At 32.6% G+C, this 22,056-nt stretch carries 16 protein-coding genes; all 16 read left to right on the top strand.

All coding sequences use genetic code 11. The annotated features are described in order from the left end of the window. Positions 1 to 277 precede the first annotated feature (277 nt). The 16 genes from topA to HNQ03_RS00005 all read left to right on the top strand — a co-directional run bounded on the left by topA (position 278) and on the right by HNQ03_RS00005 (position 21,744). Complete coding sequence (gene topA, locus HNQ03_RS00080) at positions 278 to 2,854, top strand: type I DNA topoisomerase (protein ID WP_173777599.1); 2,577 nt, start codon at positions 278 to 280, stop codon at positions 2,852 to 2,854. Between the two features lie 86 nt (positions 2,855 to 2,940). Further along, positions 2,941 to 4,023, top strand: coding sequence for an arginase family protein (locus HNQ03_RS00075; RefSeq protein WP_173777598.1), 1,083 nt, complete (start codon positions 2,941 to 2,943; stop codon positions 4,021 to 4,023). Beyond that, entirely contained in the window at positions 4,020 to 5,009 is a 990-nt protein-coding gene (locus HNQ03_RS00070; RefSeq protein WP_173777597.1) for a glycosyltransferase family 2 protein, read from the top strand. The genes HNQ03_RS00075 and HNQ03_RS00070 overlap by 4 nt, the downstream gene beginning before the upstream one ends. A gap of 42 nt (positions 5,010 to 5,051) precedes the next feature. Next, on the top strand, positions 5,052 to 8,339 hold the full coding sequence (locus tag HNQ03_RS00065) for a T9SS type A sorting domain-containing protein (RefSeq protein ID WP_173777596.1): 3,288 nt from the start codon (positions 5,052 to 5,054) through the stop codon (positions 8,337 to 8,339). A gap of 165 nt (positions 8,340 to 8,504) precedes the next feature. After that, positions 8,505 to 9,635: an EpsG family protein gene (locus HNQ03_RS00060; protein WP_173777595.1), complete on the top strand. Its 1,131-nt coding sequence runs from the start codon at positions 8,505 to 8,507 to the stop codon at positions 9,633 to 9,635. Positions 9,636 to 9,637: 2 nt separating this feature from the next. Then, positions 9,638 to 10,756 carry a glycosyltransferase family 4 protein gene (locus HNQ03_RS00055; protein ID WP_173777594.1) on the top strand — a complete coding sequence of 373 codons (1,119 nt, stop codon included), beginning with the start codon at positions 9,638 to 9,640 and terminating at the stop codon, positions 10,754 to 10,756. Positions 10,757 to 10,786: 30 nt separating this feature from the next. Beyond that, positions 10,787 to 11,614, top strand: coding sequence for a polysaccharide biosynthesis/export family protein (locus HNQ03_RS00050; RefSeq protein WP_173777593.1), 828 nt, complete (start codon positions 10,787 to 10,789; stop codon positions 11,612 to 11,614). Between the two features lie 3 nt (positions 11,615 to 11,617). After that, positions 11,618 to 14,122, top strand: coding sequence for an exopolysaccharide transport family protein (locus HNQ03_RS00045; protein ID WP_173777592.1), 2,505 nt, complete (start codon positions 11,618 to 11,620; stop codon positions 14,120 to 14,122). Between the two features lie 169 nt (positions 14,123 to 14,291). Then, positions 14,292 to 15,182 carry a type IX secretion system protein PorG gene (porG, locus tag HNQ03_RS00040; RefSeq protein WP_173777591.1) on the top strand — a complete coding sequence of 297 codons (891 nt, stop codon included), beginning with the start codon at positions 14,292 to 14,294 and terminating at the stop codon, positions 15,180 to 15,182. Position 15,183: 1 nt separating this feature from the next. Continuing rightward, positions 15,184 to 15,939 (top strand): polyprenyl diphosphate synthase, encoded by a 756-nt coding sequence (uppS, locus tag HNQ03_RS00035; protein ID WP_173777590.1) that lies wholly within the window; start codon positions 15,184 to 15,186, stop codon positions 15,937 to 15,939. Between the two features lie 18 nt (positions 15,940 to 15,957). After that, positions 15,958 to 18,513, top strand: a complete 2,556-nt coding sequence (bamA, locus tag HNQ03_RS00030; RefSeq protein WP_173777589.1) for an outer membrane protein assembly factor BamA — start codon at positions 15,958 to 15,960, stop codon at positions 18,511 to 18,513. A 3-nt stretch (positions 18,514 to 18,516) separates the two neighbouring features. Beyond that, positions 18,517 to 19,074, top strand: a complete 558-nt coding sequence (locus HNQ03_RS00025; protein WP_173777588.1) for an OmpH family outer membrane protein — start codon at positions 18,517 to 18,519, stop codon at positions 19,072 to 19,074. A gap of 46 nt (positions 19,075 to 19,120) precedes the next feature. Beyond that, positions 19,121 to 19,618 (top strand): OmpH family outer membrane protein, encoded by a 498-nt coding sequence (locus HNQ03_RS00020; protein ID WP_173777587.1) that lies wholly within the window; start codon positions 19,121 to 19,123, stop codon positions 19,616 to 19,618. 63 nt (positions 19,619 to 19,681) lie between these two features. Further along, positions 19,682 to 20,176: an acyl-CoA thioesterase gene (locus HNQ03_RS00015; protein WP_173777586.1), complete on the top strand. Its 495-nt coding sequence runs from the start codon at positions 19,682 to 19,684 to the stop codon at positions 20,174 to 20,176. A gap of 9 nt (positions 20,177 to 20,185) precedes the next feature. Next, positions 20,186 to 21,049, top strand: coding sequence for a dTDP-4-dehydrorhamnose reductase (rfbD, locus tag HNQ03_RS00010; protein ID WP_173777585.1), 864 nt, complete (start codon positions 20,186 to 20,188; stop codon positions 21,047 to 21,049). A gap of 2 nt (positions 21,050 to 21,051) precedes the next feature. Next, on the top strand, positions 21,052 to 21,744 hold the full coding sequence (locus HNQ03_RS00005) for a hypothetical protein (RefSeq protein WP_173777584.1): 693 nt from the start codon (positions 21,052 to 21,054) through the stop codon (positions 21,742 to 21,744). Positions 21,745 to 22,056 lie beyond the last annotated feature (312 nt).

Below are 22,056 nucleotides of genomic sequence, written 5' to 3'. Positions count from 1 at the left end.
TTTATAGATAATTCTAGCAGTTTTTACAAATGTCGAGTTTCTTTAAATATCAATAGATTAAATATTTTTTCGTAAAAGAAAGCTTACTTTTTAAGTAAAATATTTGATTTTAAGGAATTAATAAAAGTCAAGAAAAGCTTCAAAAATTTACCATTTATTAAATTTGCGCAGCAAATTGTTTGGTATATTATGCAATGCAGATATAAATCATAGAAATTTTATATTGGAAATAAATTCGGTCTAAAAAAAAATAATATACTTTTGCAAAAATTCTTTTATGTCAAAAAACCTAGTAATTGTAGAATCACCCGCAAAAGCAAAAACCATTCAGAAATATTTGGGTAGTGATTACGAGGTGAAATCTAGTTTCGGACACATTCGCGATCTCCCTAAAAAAGGGATGGGTATAGATTTGGAAACTTTCACACCGGATTATGAAGTTTCTGTAGACAAAAAGAAAATTGTAACAGAACTAAAAGCCGCAGCAAAAAAAGCGACAATCGTTTGGTTGGCTTCGGATGAGGATCGTGAAGGTGAGGCAATATCTTGGCATTTGGCAGAAGAATTGAAATTGAAAGAAGAAAATACAAGGCGTATTGTTTTTCATGAAATTACAAAAAATGCAATTCTAAAAGCGATAGAAAATCCAAGAAAAATAGATCAAAATTTAGTAAATGCGCAACAAGCAAGAAGAATTTTAGATAGAATTGTAGGTTTTGAAATGTCTCCAGTTCTCTGGAAAAAAGTAAAACCAGGACTTTCCGCAGGTAGAGTTCAATCTGTTGCCGTAAGATTGGTAGTAGAAAGAGAAAAAGAAATAAGACATTTTGAGCCGAAAAGCACCTTCAAAGTAGAAGGAGTTTTCACCAATAAAGAGCAACAGGATATTGCGGCTAAGCTGAAAAAAGATTTTCCCAATGGAGCCGACGCAGAAAATTTCTTGAAACAATCTCAGGAAGTAGATTTTAAAGTTTTAAATGTTGAGAAAAAACCTGGTACAAGAACTGCTTCGGCACCTTTCACCACATCAACCTTACAACAAGAAGCCAGTAATAGATTAGGTTACGGCGTTTCTGGAACGATGAGAGTAGCCCAAAGATTGTACGAAGAAGGTTTCATTACTTATATGAGAACGGATTCTGTGAATCTTTCTCAAGATGCCATCAATGGTGCAGAAGTTCAGATCTTAAAAGAATATGGCAAAGAATACAGCAAACCAAGAAATTATACCACAAAATCTTCTTCTGCACAAGAAGCTCACGAGGCAATTCGCCCAACTGATTTTGGTGTAAAAAATGTTCCGGATGCGCAATTGAATAAATTATACCAATTAATTTACAAGAGAACATTGGCGAGCCAAATGGAAAATGCCAAAATAGAAAAAACCGTTATAGAAATCGGGAATGAAAAATTGCCACAACATTTTGAAGCGCAAGGAGAAGTAATCGTTTTTGATGGATTTTTGAGAGCGTATGGTATTTTCAAAAATGATGAAGACGATGCAGAAGACAACGAAAAATTGTTGCCAAAAGTAAGCGTAGGAGAAATTTTATCCTACAAAAAAATTACGGCTACAGAAAAATTTTCAAAGCCGAGTGCAAGATTTACAGAAGCAGGTTTGGTGAAAAAATTGGAGGAATTAGGCATCGGAAGACCTTCTACTTACGCACCAACTATCCAAACGATACAAAATAGAGAATACGTAGACAAGAGAGAAATAGATCCGCAGGAAAGAGACATCCTAAAAATCACGCTGGCAAAAAATGAAATAAAATCTGAAACATTAATAGATAAATTTGGTGGCGATAAAAATAAATTCGTTCCTACAGATATTGGTGAAGTTGTAAATGATTTTCTAGCCGAAAATTTTGCAGAAGTTCTAGATTATGGTTTCACAGCAAAAGTGGAGCAAGATTTTGATGATATTGCAAACGGACAAGAAAAATGGAAAGATACTTTGCACAATTTCTACAATGATTTTCATCCGAGAATTGAAGATGTGCAAGAAAATGCAGACCGTGCAAATGGAGAAAGAATTTTAGGAAAAGATCCAAAATCGGGCAAAACGCTAATCGCAAGAATCGGAAGATTTGGACCAATGGTGCAAATCGGCGAGCAAGACGATGAAGAAACTCCAAAATTTGCAAGTTTGATGGCGCATCAAAATATTGCGACCATCACTTTTGAGGAAGCTTTAGAACTTTTCAAAATTCCATTTGATCTTACAGAATATGAGGGAAAACCAGTTTTGGTTGGTTTAGGAAGATTTGGACCTTATGTAAAATGGGGAGAAGAATTTATCAGCATCCCAAAAGGTGAAAATCCACTGGCTGTGAATGATGAAAGAGCCCAAGAAATAATAAAAGAAAAGCAAATAGCAGACGCGCCAATAGCTTCTTATAAAGGTGAAGGTGTAACCAAAGGAACAGGGAGATTTGGACCTTTCATTAAATTTAAAGGAATTTTCATCAATGTGCCAAAACGCTATGATTTTGATAATTTAAGCCAGAATGATATTGCAGAATTGATAGATGCAAAATTGGAAAAAGAAGCCAATAGATACATTCAACAATGGGAAGACGAGAAAATTTCCATAGAAAACGCGAGATGGGGACCACTGGTAAAATTGAACAAGAAAATTTTTAAAATCCCTAGAACAAAGGAAGGTGAAAAATATACTCCAGAAGATTTGCTAGAAATTTCTCTAGATGAAGTAAAAGCTTGGATCACGGATCAAGATAAAAATGCCTTCAAAGTTGTGAAGAAAAAGGCGCCAGCAAAAAAGAAAGCAGTTGCGGCAAAAAAGCCAGCCGCGAAAAAAGCACCTGCAAAAAAACCGGCGGCGAAAAAGTAAAATAAATTTAACTACAATCAAAAGGCACAGTTTATAATCTGTGCCTTTTTTCGTTTATTTGCAGAAGTTTTTAAAAAATATTATTAATGAATTTCGAAGATTTCATCTTATTTCCGCAAAAAAAACATTTTGAAAAATGGCAATTGGGCAATTTGCTTGTAGAAGATTTACCCGAAAACGGAATCGCAATTTTGCTTGTTTCAGATTTGCGGGGAGCGGAAAAAGGTGAAGCAAAAGTGGATTTTGAGGGTTTTCGAAAGGAATTGTTTCAACTTTCTGCATCAGATTTTAATTTGCCTATTTTTGATTTTGGAAATCTAATTAGCGGAAAATCTTACCAAGATACGCACTACATTTTGCAAGAAGTACTATCTGCTTGTCATTACAAAAAGACGATCCCTATTATCATTGGTGGAACTTCTGATTTAGGTTTTTCCCTTTTTTCAGCTTTAAATTTTCATCAAAAAAACATCTATTATACTCAAGTTTCTAATAAAGTTGAGCTTGCAGATAATGAAGGAGATTTGAGTGAGAAAAATTATTTATCCAGATTATTTTCTTCCAAAAATTTTTCGCTCAAGCATTATTCGCATTTGGGATATCAAAAACATTTGAATGATGATCATGGAATTAAACTCATCAAAGAAGTCGATTTCGATATAGTTCGTTTGGCAGAAATGATTAAGGATTCTAACGATGTAGAACCATTTTTCCGAAAGGCACATTTGGCAACCGTAAATGCAGATGCGGTAGAAAGTTTTGGAGAAGCATTTTCTCTAAATCCGCAAGTAAATGGCTTGAATAGAAGAGAGGTTTGCACCTACATGAAAGAAATTGGCTTAAGTGAGAATCTGCAATCTCTGGGAATTTTTAATTTGAATTTAGAAACCAGTTCAGTTCTGAATCATCAACTTTTGGCACAGATGATTTGGTATTTTCTAGAAGGTTTGACGATACAAAAAACCCATCCGAAGGAGAAAAAAATGGAATTTTTCTATGTGTTGAGTGATGATGAAAAATTTACCTTCCAAAAAGACACGTTTTCCAATCTGTGGTATTTTGGAGAGGATGAAAATGTAGAAAATTGCATTCCTTGCAGTTTTAATGACTATAAAAATGCAAAAAGTGGAAACATCAACCCAAGATTGCAGAAAGCTTTGCATTTATGATGGTTTCTGTAATTGTTCCCGTTTATAATGTTGAAAAATATCTAGAAAAATGTTTGAATTCATTGGTAAGTCAAACTTTACAAGATTTAGAAATTTTGGTAATAAATGATGGAAGTACAGATTGTTCTCAAAAAATAATTGATGAATTCCAATCCAATTTTCCTTTAAAAATAAAATCTTTTACCAAAGAAAACGGAGGTTTGAGCGATGCTAGGAATTTTGGAATTGATAGAGCGGTTGGAGAATATATTGGTTTTGTAGATTCAGACGATTATATTTCCCAAACAATGTTTGAAGAAATGTACCAGCTCACCAAAAAAAATAAGGCAGAAATGGCAATTTGCAATCTTCAAAAAGTAGATGAGGTTGGAAAAATTATCCAAAAACTCACTCAAATTCCAAATATGCCAGAAGTTATCGATTTGAAAAACAATTTTTCGGTTTTTTCAGATATGAGTTATTTTGCGTGCAACAAACTATTTAAAAAAGAATTATTTGCGGGAAAAAGATTTCAAAAAGGGATGCATTTTGAAGATATAGAACTAATTCCACAATTATTGTTGAGGTGCAAAACGATTGTGCAGACGCAAAACTATCATTATCAATATTTAGAAAGAGCAGATTCTATTTCGAAAACGCATACAGAAAAAGGATTAGATATTTTGAAAGCGGTAGAAAACGTGGAAAAATCTTTTTCAAATTCTGATTTCAAAATTTATACAAGAGAACTTAAAGGGTTTCATATTTTAGAAGGAGTTTATACTTTTTTGGCATATTTAGCTTTCGTGAGGGATGAAGAATCTTTTTTAAAAATGTCTTCCGAATTGAAAAAATTTAGAAATAATCGGAAAATTTCTACAATCGATATTCTCAGATACAAACGTTTTGGTAAAAATTATTTTTTGAGTCTAACTTTAAAAAAAAAGATTTTCTATTTAATGTATTTTTATGTAAATAAACAAATTGTTTTCAGATTGGTTAAATAGTTCCAATATTTTTGATTATATTTAAGTCAGAACAAACTTAATATGAATTATAGATATTTACTAATTTTACTTTTCTTTTCAAATTTTTCCTTTTCGCAAAACATTACTAGCAACGCAATAGCTCCTACAATACTGGATCCCACATTATTAGCAGCTCCAAATAGTTTTATATTTGATAATAGCTTGCCGCAAAATGACGGACTTTACATACCTGTGAAAAAAGCCTATGATATGTGGGAAAATGGCAATTATATGGGAGATGTTAATCAGGTTTTTGCAGGAGTTCAATCTACTTCAGTTTTTTGGGAAGATGTTTCTGGTATAATTAAATCTGTAGTCATAGTACCAGGAGCTACACCAAAAGATGCTAAAATAAAAGTAGAAATAGACAAAGCAAAGGGAAAAGGAAATGCGGTAATTGCATTCCATATTGGCACAAATGGAAACGCCAATGATGATGTATACTGGAGTTGGCATGTTTGGGTGACGGATACACCAACCGTAGCAGAAACCAATACAACGGGCTTAGATTATAAGGTAGATAATACAACTTCATTTATTCCTAAAATAATGGATAGAAATCTAGGCGCTACAAGTGATGATTTTGTAGGAAATGGCTGGGCAAAATCCAACGGATTATATTACCAATGGGGAAGAAAAGATCCTTTCCCTAGTCTAACTACGAAAGATGGACTTTATCAAGAATTATATACGCAGCGATTTGGGATTGTAGATAATGCATTCTATCCGGGTGTAAAAATACCTAAAGCAATAAGGCCGAGTGCCGCTATTTTTGATAATATTCGTTTTTCTGTGCTCAATCCACTCACTTTGATAGAAAGAAGTAATATACAGCAAGGAAGTTTAGACGCATGGTTTTCTTCTTCCATTTTTGAAAACGCCAATACAAAATATTACGATTTATGGGGAGATAATAACAAAGGAAATGTAACACAAATACTTCCTGGACAACTTGGATTTTCTGGCTATCAGATAAAATCTCCTTTTGATCCTTGTCCGTGTAATTTTAGAGTACCGTCTTACAAAAGTGCAAATTCTACACAAAGTAAATTTTCTGTTTGGGGTAGGAATTCTACAAATAATGATGATTTGACGGATGCCTTACTTAATCCTGATGGAAGCAGCACGGCAAACGATCTTTTTCCAGATATAAGAATTTTTCCAGCATTAGGAGTGGATTTCACGAATGTGAATGGAAGAGATATGGGCAAAATGCCTCTTTCTGGAAGAATAATCGCAAATAATGGCTCTAATTCTTTCACCAGTAATAATTTTTTGGATGTGGCTTCAGAAATAAATACTTGGAGTGCAACTCTAGGATTAAATGGAGTAAGATATTTAGGCTTAATAAATGATTTTGCGAGGTTAAACGTAGATCCAAATTTTGGACTTTACAGAATAGATCATACAAACAATAGTGCCATAAATACTTTTGGATTAACCGTAAGATGCATAGAAGACCCGAACAAAAACAGCTTGCCAAATTATGAAACAGAATATTTTTCTAATAATCAATTAAATTACAAAACTGGGCTTTACAATCCTAATTCTTACATTATTGAAGATGCGCAAGTAAATCTTGCAATACCTATCAGTAAGGCTTTCGCAATTTTTAATCAATATCTATCAGATCATCAATTGCCTTCTGGTCCTTTCCAAACTAAAGTGGTGTGGACTACCAATCAGAATTTAGTAAAAAAAGTATCCGTTGTAGGAACAGATGAAAATGCTACTATTAATGTAGAATTTGGGAACAATAATCCTAAGGGAAATGCTGTCGTTTCTTTAATAGATGGATTGGGTACTACAATTTGGAGTTGGCATTTATGGGCACCGCAAACTGCACCAATCGCACTTGCAAATTATAAAACAGAGGATATTCTTACCAGTGCTAATAATTTAGTAAACCCTACAAAAAGCGGTTTGCCGCCATTGTCTACGGTTTTTATGGATAGAAATTTGGGCGCTTTGCAAAGTTTTCCTAGTATTTCTACTACTCCAAATGCTGCAGAAATTCAGCAAATAAGAAATTCTGGGGGTATGTTTTATCAATGGGGAAGAAAAGATCCTCTTCCAGCTTTTTTCAATCCTGTAATTCCTGCTGGAGCAACAAGTGGAGTTGGAGATGACTCTTATGTTGTTTTTTTAGAAAGTGGAAAAGATGCAAATGGGAATTCCCTGTATGCAACTTCGCTATCCTACAGCACACATAAGTCTGCTTCCTATAGTATTCCCTACAATACCTATACAAATGGGCTTAATGCAAATGTGCTACCTACAGATCCAAAATATATTCAAATAAGAAAAGTATTAAAATATTCTGTAGCAAATCCTCTGCATTTATTATATAATACAAATTTCACCACTGTTTCTGGGAATTTACAAAACAATATTGATTGGATTTCTAACAAAAGCAATTCTTTCCAAGAAAGATGGGGACATGGTGAAAAGAAATCTCCGTTTGATCCTTGTCCGCAAGGTTGGAGAATTCCAGATGTTTCTTTTGCTTACCTTACAGGAAACACCAATGAACTTATAGATGATGGACAATATGGCAATTCACCGTGGTATTTTGGCAATATATTTAGAGAAAATAAAACTTTGCAAGGAGTAAGTGTACTTAGATATGGTTTGAATCAAACTACTGAATATAATATCGGTGGCACCAATACATTGAAATATAATGGGTTTCAAATCTTGAGAAATTCCGAAAATAAGAGATATGGCTGGGTTTTTAATACATTTGATTATAATATCGGGAATTTTCCTGCGACAGGATATAGAGCACTGGGAAACAATCCGAATATGGACTTAATTGGCTACAATACAGCGGTTTGGTCTGCTTCTTTGGGAGATCAAAATTATGGTAGAGCAATTGCTTTGGAGATTTCTACGGGTTCTGCAGCAGCAAATTCAAATTTAAAAACAGGTACGGGCATTATACCACAAGGTGCAATACCTTGCAGGTGCGCAAAAATTCAATACGATGCAGATGGAGAAGAAATAGGAAGATACGATCCAGATGCTATGCCGCAAGGTGGAACTTTAGGTATTGCAACCATCAAAAATTCTATCGAAAGCCCAGAAGAAGATATTACACTATTCCCAAATCCTACGAAGAACATTTTAAAAATTGCCTCCAAAAGTGGTATTAAAAACTTTGATTTCAAAATATTTGATCAAACTGGAAGATTTATTAAAAGTGGAAAACTCATAGATTCTGTTTTAGATGTTTCTTTTCTACCAAAAGGTGTTTACCATTTTATCATTAATAATGACGATGTATCTATCAAAATCATCAAAGAATAAAAATCTAAGACGTCATCATAGATAGTTTAGGCAGGGAAAGAGATATTTACTTTTTGATAAGAAGAAATAATCAATATCTTTGCCGCTGAAAAAGCTGGTTTTTTAAGGTTAATATTCCTTCGGGAAGAAAATTATTTTAATATTGGTTTAAATTATAAGTTATAAATGGCGATTTTACATCCAATTTTTATTGCAATATTTCTTCTGCTCGTTTTTGCGAGTTATCAAGAAGTATTTAAGCTAGAAAAAAAGCAGAAGATTTTTGTTTGGATCGCAGGAATTTTGATTGTAATTGCAGTTGGTTTTAGAATAAATGTAGGTGCAGATTATCCTGTTTACAAGATGCTTTTTGCAGGCTTTTCTCTTTATACAGATTATGGAGATGTGTTTGATAAAGCTTTATTTCGCCCCAATACAGAAGAGATCGAGTGGATATTTGTACTCCTCAATAAAATAATTTTTGATCTTGGGATGCCATTTTATATGGTTACATTCACGATGGCAGCCATCACCATTTCTTTAAAATTTAATTCCATCTACAAAGATGTTGCGTTTCCTGCATTGGCAATGTTGTTTTATTTCATGCCCATTATGTTTTTTGAAGATAGCGGACAGATGAGGCAAGGTTTAGGTATTGCATTTTGTGTATTTTCTTTTCGTTTCATCAAAGAAAGAAATTTACCTTTGTTTTTGGTGTGTATGTATTTTGCACTAGGATTTCATAAGACATCTATTGTTTTTGTACCAGTATATTGGTTGGTAAGAATCCCTTTAAATAGTACAAGAATTTTTTGGATATTAATTTTGGCGGTCATTACATCTCCATTAGAAATTTATAAATTAGGTGGTGGTATTTTTGAAAATATTGCACCCGATGATTTGAGTAGTGCCTACACAGGATACTTGAATGATAAATACTATGGAAACGCTGTAGAATCTGGACTGAATGATGTGGTAAAGCTTTTTTGGATTGCGATATTAATTAGATATGATAAGCAAGGCTGCGAAAAAGTTTGGTATTATGAATACATGCGAAATATCGCAGTTTTTGGTTTAGCACTCTTTTATATTTTCCGGTCTAATGAGATTTTTGCGGTAAGATTGCCTGGTGCTTATATGTTTTTTGTAACCATGTTTTGTTTGCCCAATCTTGTGTATGCTGTAGAAGCAAGAAGCAAGCAATTTTTGTATTTAGGCTTTATGACGTATTTAACGATGATGTTTTTCTACTTCGGATCTGGAAATGGACATAAGGGAAGTTTTACGATAGATAGATATCAAAATGAACTTTGGTAAATATGAATAATATAGACTTACTTATCAACTACACTGGCTTACCATTATTTTGGGTGAAGCTAATTTTGAGTTTTATATTTTCTTTCATCATTACTTTTTACTCAATTCCTGCAATTATCAAAATTTCTAGAAGGAAAAATTTAATGGATGAGCCAGGAATAAGAAGCTCTCACCTGCGGAAAATTCCCAATTTGGGAGGAATTGCCATTTTTGCTTCTATTGGGTTTTGCGCGCCAATTTTCGCATACGAACTTTTTGATTCTTATAAATTTCTCTTTGCATCACTGGTTATTTTATTATACATCGGCGTGATGGATGATATAGTTGTGGTGAGAGCATACAAAAAATTACTTGCGCAGATAATCGTTACTATTTTGATGGTTTTGGGTTCTGATGTGAGGATTACGAGTTTCTTCGGTCTTTTTGGCATCTACGAAATCACCTATTTTGTGAGCGTTTTGGTAAGCAGTATTATTTTTATAATTTTAATAAATGCGTTTAATTTAATAGATGGGATCGACGGACTTTCAGGTGGTTTTGCCATTATTTGCAGCGTCGTTTTTGGATTAAGTTATTTCAGATTAGGAGAATACAGTTATCCTTTGGTAGTGCTTTGCATGATTATTATTGCTTCGGTTTTGGCATTTTTGTACTACAATTTGTCAAATTATAGGATGAATAAAATTTTCATGGGAGATACAGGGTCATTGTTGATAGGCTTTCTATTGGCTTTCACAGCTATCATTTTTATCAATTTATTTGTAGACAAAGCAAATCCAAATATCCCTAAATACCATTTGCAAAGTGCACCAGTAATAGCTGTTGCAATTTTGATATTGCCAATAGTAGACACTTTGAACGTGATTGTAATTAGAATTTTGAAGAGAAAATCTCCTTTAAGTCCAGACAAAAATCACATCCATCACAAGTTATTAAAATTAGACCTTACCCATAGAAGAAGCTCATTCTATATTATTTGCTACTATGTAATTGTAGTGGCAATTGCCTACTATCTTCGGCATTTAAATATAAATTTACTATTTGTAATCGTCATGTCTATCGGCTTTTTTGGTTGCTATTTACCAGATATTATTTTAAAATTAAAGAAAAGTAATATTTAAATATTATTTTTGCAAATTATACAACACGAAATGAAAAAAATTAAATTATTAATCCTCCTTGTTATTTCTTTAGCTTTTACATCCTGTATTAGTACTAAGGAAATAAAATACGCACAGCCAAGCGAGAGTTTAGTTATAAACGAAGAAGGTCTTGTGCCATATAACATCCAAGAATATAGAGTTACAAAAAATGATATTTTAAAATTAGATATTGTAACCACTCCAAAAGGGGATGCTGCACAATTTTATTCAAGTTTGAATGCAAATAGTGCAGGTGTGACAGTAGTTTCCGGAGAAAGTGGAACTGGAAACGCAACCTTGTATTTTTCTGGTTTAAAAGTAGATTCTAAAGGAGATATTAATGTTTTTGGCATAGGATATTTAAAAGCAGAAGGTAAAACACTAGAAGAAATTGCTGCGGTATTGCAAGGAAAAGTGAATGAAAATTTTGTAGAAGGAAAATCTGAAGTAAGGTTAAATCTTAATGGAATTACCTACTATATTCTAGGAGATATAGAAAGCACAGGTCTTACCGGAGAAAAAGTTTCTCATACACAAACGCTCAATTTGTATGAAGCTATAGCACAAAACGGAGGTTTAAATAGAACTATTGATAGAAAATCTGTTACCATAAAAAGAAAATTACCAGAAGGTATAAAAACCGTGAAATTAGATCTCACTAGAGAAGATATCATGAATTCTCCATATTTTTATATTCAAAATGGCGACATGATATTTTTAAACACAAGCCCGAAAGCTTTCTTTGGATTTGGAAATACACCTATTCAATCTATTACTACCGCAGTTTCTGCTATCACTACGGCGCTTTCAATTTATTTAATTTTATCTAGATTATAAAATATGCTGCCAGGAAAAGAACATAAAACAACAGCGCTAGGTTTGCCTCAAAAGGAGAAAATAGGAACTTTTGCATTTTTCGATATAGAACACTTCATCAGAAGACTCCTGAAAAACTGGTATTGGTTTGCCTTGATGGCAATTCTCGCTTACGGTATTTCTTATATTTACGAAAAATACTATGCGCAAAGAGTCTATCAATCTAGCCTTTCTTTAAGTATATCAAACAATACAGCTGCTTACTTTACGCCAAACCAATCCATCAATTTTATTTGGGGACAAAGTGGAAATCAAGATGGTTTGTTCCTCAAAAAAATGTTGCTTTCTAGAACGCACAATGAATTTTTAGTTAATCAACTAAATCTGTATACAAATTATTCCACAAAAGGTTTGATAAAGCAAACCTACCTAGATAGAAGTGATTCACCAGTATCTCTAGAGGTTGATAGAACTCATTTACAGCAATTAAACTATGCCATCACGCTTATACCAAAAGGTGGAGACAAATATGAAGTCGTGCTTCCAGAAGAAGGTCAGTCTACAAATTTATATAATTATCAAATTGAAGGATTTAAATCTATTGGCTCTTTTGCTCGCCCGAATAATAAGATAATCTCTATAGGACAATGGTTTGAATCTCCTAATTTAAAATTCAAACTTGTAAAAAACACCGTAGAATCTGGGATAAAATTAGATAATATCATTATTAAACTCTCATCTGTCAACGATTCCGTAAACCAAATTATAGGTACTCTAACGGTAGATTTTGATAAAGAGATTGCAACTATTATGAATATTAGTAAATCTGGCTATAATCTAAATGGTACCGTAAATTTTTTAAATACATCTATTGAAGAATTAAAAACCAAAAGATTAAAAGACAATAATACGGTAGACAAAAACACCCAAATATATCTTACACAAAATATAGAAGGAATTAAGAAAAAACTAGATTCCAGCGCAAGATATATGAATGATCTAAAGGTGACAGAAAAACTATATGATATAGAAAATCTTGATACCAGATCTTTAGAAAGAATAAAAACATTAGAGGCTAAAAAAGCGGGATTGATGGTAAGCATCAATTCTTTAAATCAAATAAAAAATACACTCGCTTCTCAAAATTTAGACAAATTAATAAGCACAAATGCAGCTGGTATTAATGATGGAATCTTTGATGCTACTGTTTCTGAATTAAAAGCGCTTTATTTAAAACGCAGAGAAATGGCAACAATCTACACGCCAGATTCTGAACCGATGAGGGAAATAAATAGATTGATAAATGAAGCAAGAACAGGATCAAACGGTTCTATCAAAAATTATTATTCTGGTTACTACACGGAAATTCAAAGAATAAATAACGAAATTGCAGGCCTAAACGGAGATTTATCTACCTACCCAGAAAAGCAAAGGAAATATTTGGACGCAGAGCGTGGCTACAATATGATACAAGCTGCCTACAATACTTTGATGACCAAACAAAACGAAACGGACATAAGAATACAAAGTGCTAAATCTGATATTACCATCATAGATGAAGCGAAAAATCTTGGTCAAGGTCCTATTGGTCCAAACATAGGAGGTACAAAATATAGTATTTTTGGAGGTTTTCTATTGCTTCCGCTTCTTATTTTATTATTCACAGAAGCATTAGATAGTAAAATCAGAAATATAAAAGAATTAGTTTCTGCAACCAAAATCCCTTTATTAGGCGTGATAGGAAGCAGTACTCATGAAAATAATCTTACCGTACTAGAAACTCCACAATCTTCCATATCGGAAGCTTTCCGTGGAATACGTGCCAATCTTCGTTTTCTATCGAATGATGATGGCAAAAGCAAGGTGATTCTTGTAACTTCCTCCGTTGGTGGAGAAGGAAAAACATTTATCTCCATCAATATTGCATCAGTTTTGGGCTTAAGCGGTAAAAAAACCATATTGCTTGGGATGGATCTTCGTAAACCAAAAATATTTGGAGATTTTAATATTAATAACAAATACGGTATTTCTAATTATCTAACAGGGGAAGTATCCTTAGACGAAATTATAAACAAAACAAAAATCGAAGGTTTAGATGTAGCTACAGCTGGACCAATACCACCAAATCCATCAGAATTATTGATGAGTGCAAAGAATTTTGGTTTAATAGAAGAACTAAAAAAATCTTATGATTATATTATTATAGATTCCCCACCAGTTGGTCTTGTAGCAGATTCTTTTGAGTTGATGAAGCATTCTGATGCCAATATTTATGTAGTTAGACATGAATATACAGAAAAATATATGTTGAAGATGATTACAGAAAAATATTACAATGATGAGGTAGAAAATCTTGGTATTGTATATAATGATTTCTCTGTGAAACAAGGCTATGGCTACGGTTATGGCTACGGTTATGGCTATGGTTACGGCTATGGTTACGGCTATTTTGATGAAGATAAAAACTATGAAGAACCAACATTAATCAAAATAAAAAATCTTGTAAAAAGGATATTTAATAGAAAGTAATATTCTTCGGAAATTTAATTTTTAATACTATTTTGCAGTTTATTAGCGTTTCGTATTAAAAATTATGTTTTATTTGTCTAAATTTAACGTATCATTAATAATTTCTGTAATGTAAAATTGTTTTATATTTGCAACAATTAAAAATAATAACCATCAACTATATTGTCCTATGAGTAAAAAATTATTTTTTAGCTTATTTCTAATCGTAAGTAGCGTTGCAAGTTTGCAAGCACAAAGACATGAATTGGGCATTCGGTTTGGTACAAGCAATCTTGTAGGAGATATCGGTAAAACTAGTTACCTACTCCAGTCACCAAACACAGATAATATACAAGATTTTGGTCTGCCAGCTTATGCAGGTATTACCTATAGAATGAATTTTAATCCTTACCAAACATTAAGATTTGATTTGGGATACAGCCACATTCAATTTGATGATAGAGATGCTAAAGAAGAATACCGTAGAAACAGAAAATTATTTGGCACAAATAATATTTTAGAAGCTAGTGCTATTTTTGAATATTATTTCTTCCCAGTGAACAATGAGCAAAAAGGAATGTTGAGCCCATACATATTTGCAGGAGCAGGAGCAATGATGTTCGATGTTACACAAGCACAGCTCAAGCATGATTTTCGAAGAGATGTAAATGGAGTTGCACAATCTCCAGTCAACGAATTAGATTATGTAACCTCAGTAGAATATAGTTCAGGTAAAAAAGTAAATGCATACATACCATTTGGTGCAGGTTTGAAATATAAATTTAATCATAACTGGGCAATTTCTGGAGAATTAATGTTCAGGCCTACGTTTACAGATCAATTAGATTATAGTGATATTAAAGAGAAAGATATCAGCTCTTCTTACAATGCAGATATTTTGGCACCATCTACCACTACATCATTATTGCAAACGGGAGTTTATTTTGCCGTTTCCAAAGAAAGAGAAGCAGAATTGCTAAAAAACAGACAAGTAGGAGATAAAAACGTGAAAGATTGGGTAAATAGTGTTACAGTTGGTATCACTTATTCATTCGGACGTCCTCCTTGCTATTGCGAATAAAATGCCCTTGATAAAAGATAAAATACATCCTGAAAATTTGCCCAAACACGTAGCCATCATCATGGATGGTAACGGAAGATGGGCTAAATATAGAGGAGAAGACAGAACTTTTGGTCATAGAAACGCCATTACAGCAGTTCGCAACGCTATCAACGCTTGCAATGAACTAGAAATTCCATATCTTACATTATATACGTTCTCTTCAGAAAACTGGAGCAGACCAAATGAGGAGGTAAATACTTTAATGAATTTGCTCTCCGTTACATTATTACAAGAAGCAGAAGAAATTTTTTCTAAAGGTTTGCGTTTACATGTAATAGGAGATTTAGAAAGATTGCCAGATTTAGTGAAAGAACAATTGCTAAATGTACAAAGTCTTACCAAAGATAATGATAAAGGCAATTTAATATTAGCATTAAGCTACGGCTCGCAAAGAGAAATCTTGAACGCTGTGAAAATGATAAGCCAAGAGGTAAAAGACGGAAACTTGAATATTGAAGACATCAATGAAAAAGTATTCGAAAATCATCTCTATACAAAAGATTTTCCTCCAGTAGATCTTTTGATAAGAACCAGCGGAGAAGTGAGAGTAAGTAATTTTCTATTGTGGCAAATAGCCTATGCAGAAATGCAGTTTTTAGATGTGCTTTGGCCAGATTTTGATAAAGATACATTCTTTCAATGCATCTACGATTATCAAAATAAAGAAAGAAGATACGGCAAAACAAGCGAGCAAATAGAAGAAGATAAAATTTAAAGTTAGTAAAAATATACAATGAAGTTAAAATTCATCCCCATCATCATGTTCGTTTCATCAGCATATTTGTATGGTCAAGTTACACCAACAGACACTATCAAAGCGCCAGAAAATGCAGCTATGAACGCAGAAATTCAAAACAAAACCTATGTTTTGAAAGATATTGTTGTAGATGGTGTCAAAAAATATTCTCCTGCACAAATCTTTAGATTTACAGGTCTTTCCAAAGGCGAGGTTGTAGATATTCCTGGGCAGAAAATTAGCAATGCTATAAAAAAACTTTGGGAAACGAATTCGTTCTCAGTTGTAGAAGTTTATGTAGAAAGCGTAGAAGGAGATAATGTAGTTTTAAAATTTAAACTAGAAGACCTAAAAGAATTAGGAGAAGTAAAATTTGACGGAAAAGGAATTGGAAAATCTAAAAACGAAAAACTAGCAAAAGACAATGGCTTAAAGCCAGGGACAAAAATTACAGAAAATCTAGTATCTTCTCTTAAAACAAATGTACCAAAAGAGTATGTGAAAAAAGGCTTTGCAGATGCAAAAATAACCATAGAAGATAAAGTAAATGCCAAAGATCCTGGTCTTGTAGATTGGACAATCAATATCCAAAAAGGCAAGCGCATCAAAATTGACCATATAGATTTTGATGGAAATGAGCAGATTTCTGACAAAAAATTAAGAAAAAAAGCTTTTAAAAATACCAAGCAAAAGAGATTTAGCATTGGTGGTATTTTAAATCCCTCAAAATTTATAGAAGAAAAATACATCGAAGACAAAGAAAGTCTTTTGAATTATTACAACTCTTTAGGATATAGAGATGCTACAATTATTGATGATTCCGTTGTTAGAAACGAAAAGAATAACTTCGATATCAACGTAAAATTAAGCGAAGGAAAGCAATACTACGTGGGAAATATTTCTTTCACGGGTAATACTGCATTTTCTACAGATTATTTAGAACAAAAGCTGGGCTACAAAAGCGGTGATATCTATGATGCTGTTGGTTTCAATAAAAAAGTAGGTGAAGATGGTGGAAAAGAAGACGATTCCGACATTAAATCACTTTACATGAACAGTGGTTATTTATTTTCCAATGTTGTGCCGGTAGAAAAATCTGTGAAAGGAGATTCTATAGATTTAGAAATTAGAATAAACGAAGGCGAAAAAGCCATGTGGAACAAGGTTACTTGGAGTGGAAATACTACAACGCACGATCATGTTGTATTAAGATCTCTGCGTACAAAACCAGGCGACCTTTTTAGCAAGAGTAATATAAAAAGAACGTACTACGATTTGGGATCTATGCAATTTTTTGATCCTCAACAAATTGGACAAGATATACAACCAAATCAAGCAGATAATACTGTAGATGTACATTGGAAATTAGTAGAAAAAGGATCTTCTCAAGTTCAGCTGCAAGCAGGATATGGTGGAAGTTCTTTTATTGGAACACTTGGTCTTACTTTTAATAATTTTTCTTTGAAAAATTTCTTAAAATTTAAAGATTTCAAACCTGTACCACAAGGAGATGGACAAACACTATCAATACAAGCGCAAGCTGGGCAAAATTTCCAAAATTATGGAATTTCCTTCACAGAGCCTTGGTTGTTTGGTACAAGACCAACTGCTTTGTCTGTGGGTGTAAATCAATCTTATGTTAATTATACAGTTACAAATGCACCAAATCAAAAGTTGAAAATATTCTCTGCAAATGCAGGTTTGAATAGACTTCTATCTTGGCCAGATGATTATTTTTCTTTGTACACGGGAGTTCAATTTCAAAAATATACCTTTGATAATTATCCGTTCCAATTTGGTGACACAGCGGTTAATAATGGATCTGCAACCAATTTTAATTTTAATATCGGTTTAAGTAGAAACTCCGCAGGTATAGATCCTATCTTCCCAACATCAGGTTCCAATATAGAAACTTCTATTAAATTTACTCCGCCGTATTCTTTATTTAATAAAAAAGATTACTCCGCATTATCCCCAGAAGAAAAATATAAAACGCTAGAATTTTTCAAAGTTAAATTTAAGTCTGAGACTTTTAACGAAATTTTCGGTAAATTAGTTTTGAGAACTACTGCAGAGATGGGCTTCATGGATGGTTACAATAGCGAACTGGGCGCACCACCATTTGAAAGATTTTATGTAGGAGGTACCGCAATAAATGGAGGTAGATTTGATGGTAGAGAATTAATTCCTTTAAGAGGTTATGATGATGCAAGTTCTTACGGTGGTCAAAATGGAACTGTAGAAGACGTTACCCCATTAGGTGGTGGTACAATCTACAATAGGTTTGCAATGGAATTAAGATATCCAATATCCCTAAACCAAACTGCAAAAATATATGCGCTTACATTTGCAGAAGGTGGAAACGTTTGGAATAAATTTTCTGCTTACAATCCTTTTCAATTAAAAAGATCTATAGGAGTTGGTATCAGAGTATATATGGGAGCATTTGGGCTGATTGGTTTTGATTTTGCTTATGGATTTGATAAAGCAAATGCAAGTAGCACAGAAGTTGCAGGTAATAATAGACACTTCCTTCTTAACCAATCTCTATAAAGCATGAAAAATCTATTATTTAAAATAAAAATACTTACCGCTTTTTTTGGATTAATTATTTTTGCCAATGCACAAAAAGTTGGAGTAGTAGATACAGACTATATTTTAGATAAAATGCCGCTCTATAAAGAGGCAGAAGCAAGATTGAATGCGCAAGTAGCTACTTGGCAAACAGATATACAAAACCTACAGTCAGACTACGAAAAAAAAAGATCCGCATTTGAAAATGAAAAAGTTCTTTTAATCGGAGATCAATTAAGGTTGAGAGAAAAAGAAGTTACAGATCTAGAAAAAAATATAAAAACAACCATCAGTTTAAGATTTGGTACCAATGGAGAAATAGAAACTTTAAGGAAAAATCTTACACAACCATTTCAAGATCAAATATTCAATGCTATTACCACAATTTCAGAAAAAAATGGTTTGGGCATAATGTTTGATAAAAGCAATAACATTAGTGTAATATTCCTCAATAATAGATTTGATTATACAGAAAAGGTTCTCAATCTATTATTAAAAGGTACAGATGCTGATCCAAAAAAAGCAAGAAATAAAAAGTAATTCAATTTAAAATATAACAACAATCAATTATTATTCAACATTTATTATGAAAAAATTAAGCGTACTATTTGCAGCCATTATTATGTTTGCATCTATGGGATTAAAAGCACAAAAAACTGCAACTTTAGACGTTACAGGTATTTTGAACGCAATGCCAGAAAAAAAGAAAGCTGATACCCAGTTAGAAGCTTTTCAAACTGCAAAAGCTGCAGAAATCAAGAAAAAAACTGATGCTGTACAAGCTGTCTATGAAAGATATCAAAAAGAATCTGCGGCACAAAGTGCAGAAGTTAACAAAACTAGACAAGACGAGCTTCAAAAAATGTTTGAAGAAGTGAAAAAACTAGAAGCTGCTGCTCAAAAAGAATTGTATGAGAAACAAGACGCTGCATTTGCACCTATTGAAGCAAAATTTAATGCTGCAGTGAAAAAAGCGGCACTTGCAAATAATTGGGAATATGTAATGGATGCAAATAGTACATCTTTAGTGTACAAAGCAGGTCCAGATGCAACACCAGCTGTGAAAAAAGAACTAGGTCTTTAAAATTTTACTAAATTTTTAACCACAAACCATCCCAAATCGGGGTGGTTTTTTTATTTTTGTCTTATGGAAAAAGAAATAGCTTCATCAGCTAAAATTAGATTCAGTGATTGCGATCCTATCGGTCATCTGAATAATGTGAAATATATAGAATACATGCTCAATGCAAGAGAAGATCATGTAGAATCTTTTTATGGATTCACCTATGAAGAATATTCTAGAAAAACTGGTTGCACTTGGATCACCATTCAAAACGAAATCGCTTATCTTAAAGAAGTTCGCTACAATGCAAAAGTAGTAATCACCAGCAAAACTATAGAAGTTTCTGATAGAATTTCTAAAATAGAAATTCTAATGAAATCTGAAGACGAGAAAACAATCAATGCTGTTTTGTGGATCAATGTGATCTATTTTAACATGAAAACCCGGGCTTCGGAGATTCAACCAGAAGACGTAAAAGAACTTTTTAAGAAATATCTTGTTTCTTTGGATCAAAAAGATTTCAAAACCAGATCAGAATTCCTGCGTAGACAAAATAAATCCGTTATTCAAACCAAATAAATTAAATTCATGTCAGAAAAAATTATAGTATTTGGAGGTAATGGTCAATTGGGACATTGTTTCCAAAAATTGGCAGATGATTATCAATGGGATTACGAATTTATATTCGCAGATTCTCAAACGGTAGATATCACAGATAGAGATGCAGTTTTCAATTTTGTGGATGAAAATAAACCACAGTTTTGTATCAACGCTGCAGCATATACAGCAGTAGATTTAGCGGAAAAAGAAGAAGAGAAAGCATACGCAGTAAATGCAGATGGTCCAAAAAATATTGCAGAAGCATGTAAAGCGAACGGCGCTATATTAATTCATATCTCAACGGATTATGTATTTGATGGGGAAACCAATATTTCTTATGACGAAGATAATTTTACAAACCCCCAAGGTATTTACGGAAAATCCAAATTACAAGGCGAAAATTTTGTTTTAGAGTATAATCCGCAATCTATTATAATAAGAACTTCTTGGTTGTATTCAGAATTTAACAAAAATTTTGTAAAAACCATGCTTCATTTATTTAAAGACAAATCCGAATTGAATGTGGTTGCAGATCAATTTGGTCAGCCTACAAATGCAAACGATTTGGCAGAATGCATTATGCAAATTATACGATTCAAAAATAAAAAGTTTGGAGTGTACCATTTTTCAAATTTTCCAGAAACAAACTGGAGTAGTTTTGCGAAGAAAATCGCGGAATTTTCTGGTTCTCAAATTAAGATTAATGAAATCTCAACTTTGGAATATCCAACGCCAGCAAAAAGGCCAGTTAGAAGCACGATGGATTTAAGCAAAATTGAGAAAGATTATAGTATAGAATTGCATCATTGGGAAAATAGCTTAGAAAAATGTTTAGAAAATTTAAATAACTAAAAATGAAAATCAGAATCCTATTTATTCTTTTCCTTTTTATTGATCTTTTTTCTGCACAAAATGTAGTTTTTAATAAAATTGAAAGTACATTTAAGAATACAGATCAATTTTTATATAAAATAGACAACGGAAATCAAGACGCAAAATTTCTTGCAGAAATAGAAATTCAAGGGTATTCTAGTAATTATGTAGAAACTTTTAAAAAGATATTGTCCAAAGCGAAAGAAGTTGGTGCAAATGCATTTGCATATCAGCCTTTCTTGAAAATAGATGAGAATGACACAAAAATAAATGTGTCAAATTATAAGTTAAATCTTTATCATTTAGATAAAGCATTATTTCACACTCAAGAAAATGAAGTCATTTTGATAGCGTCTTCTGCACAAGATCAAAAAATAAGATGGAACGATGAAAATATTCTATTAAAAGAAAATAGCTTTTTAAGGTTAGAAATGTTACCTGGAGAAATTTATTCATTATCTACTAGAGGTCTTTTCGGCTCTACGGTTAAATTATCTTACAATCAAAATCAAAAAAAACAATATTTTTTAATCTCATCTCTGAAAGTTAAAAGTGATAAAAGTGGAGTTGGAGGGTTAAATTTAAAGACTGGGGACATAATTTCTGTAGATTCATCATATGGAGATTTTTTGACCATTATTTTGCAAGAGCTTGAAATTCAGAAGATTAATTAATTATAGTGCGATTATGGATCAATTTTTATAATATTTTGTTTAGTTTACAACTTAGGTTAACATACTGTTTTTTAGTTGATTGATAATTGTATTGAAAATATATTAAATTATATGAGATTTTAAGTTGCAGAACCAAAAAGTCGTTTTATATTTGCAGTCCCGAAAGGGGAGTAGGAGTATACGTGAGGGTAGATATATTTTATAATATTTTTTTCAGAAACATTTTGTAGGATAGAAAATATATGTATCTTTGCAGTCCCAAATAATCAGAGATGTTTTATTGGGAAAGCGTAGAAGTTTTGGGTTTATTTA

Source organism: Frigoriflavimonas asaccharolytica (genome assembly GCF_013294015.1).
GTDB lineage: Bacteria > Bacteroidota > Bacteroidia > Flavobacteriales > Weeksellaceae > Frigoriflavimonas > Frigoriflavimonas asaccharolytica.
Note: the sequence above shows the minus strand (reverse complement) of the source record. Positions and strands in the feature narration are given on the sequence as shown.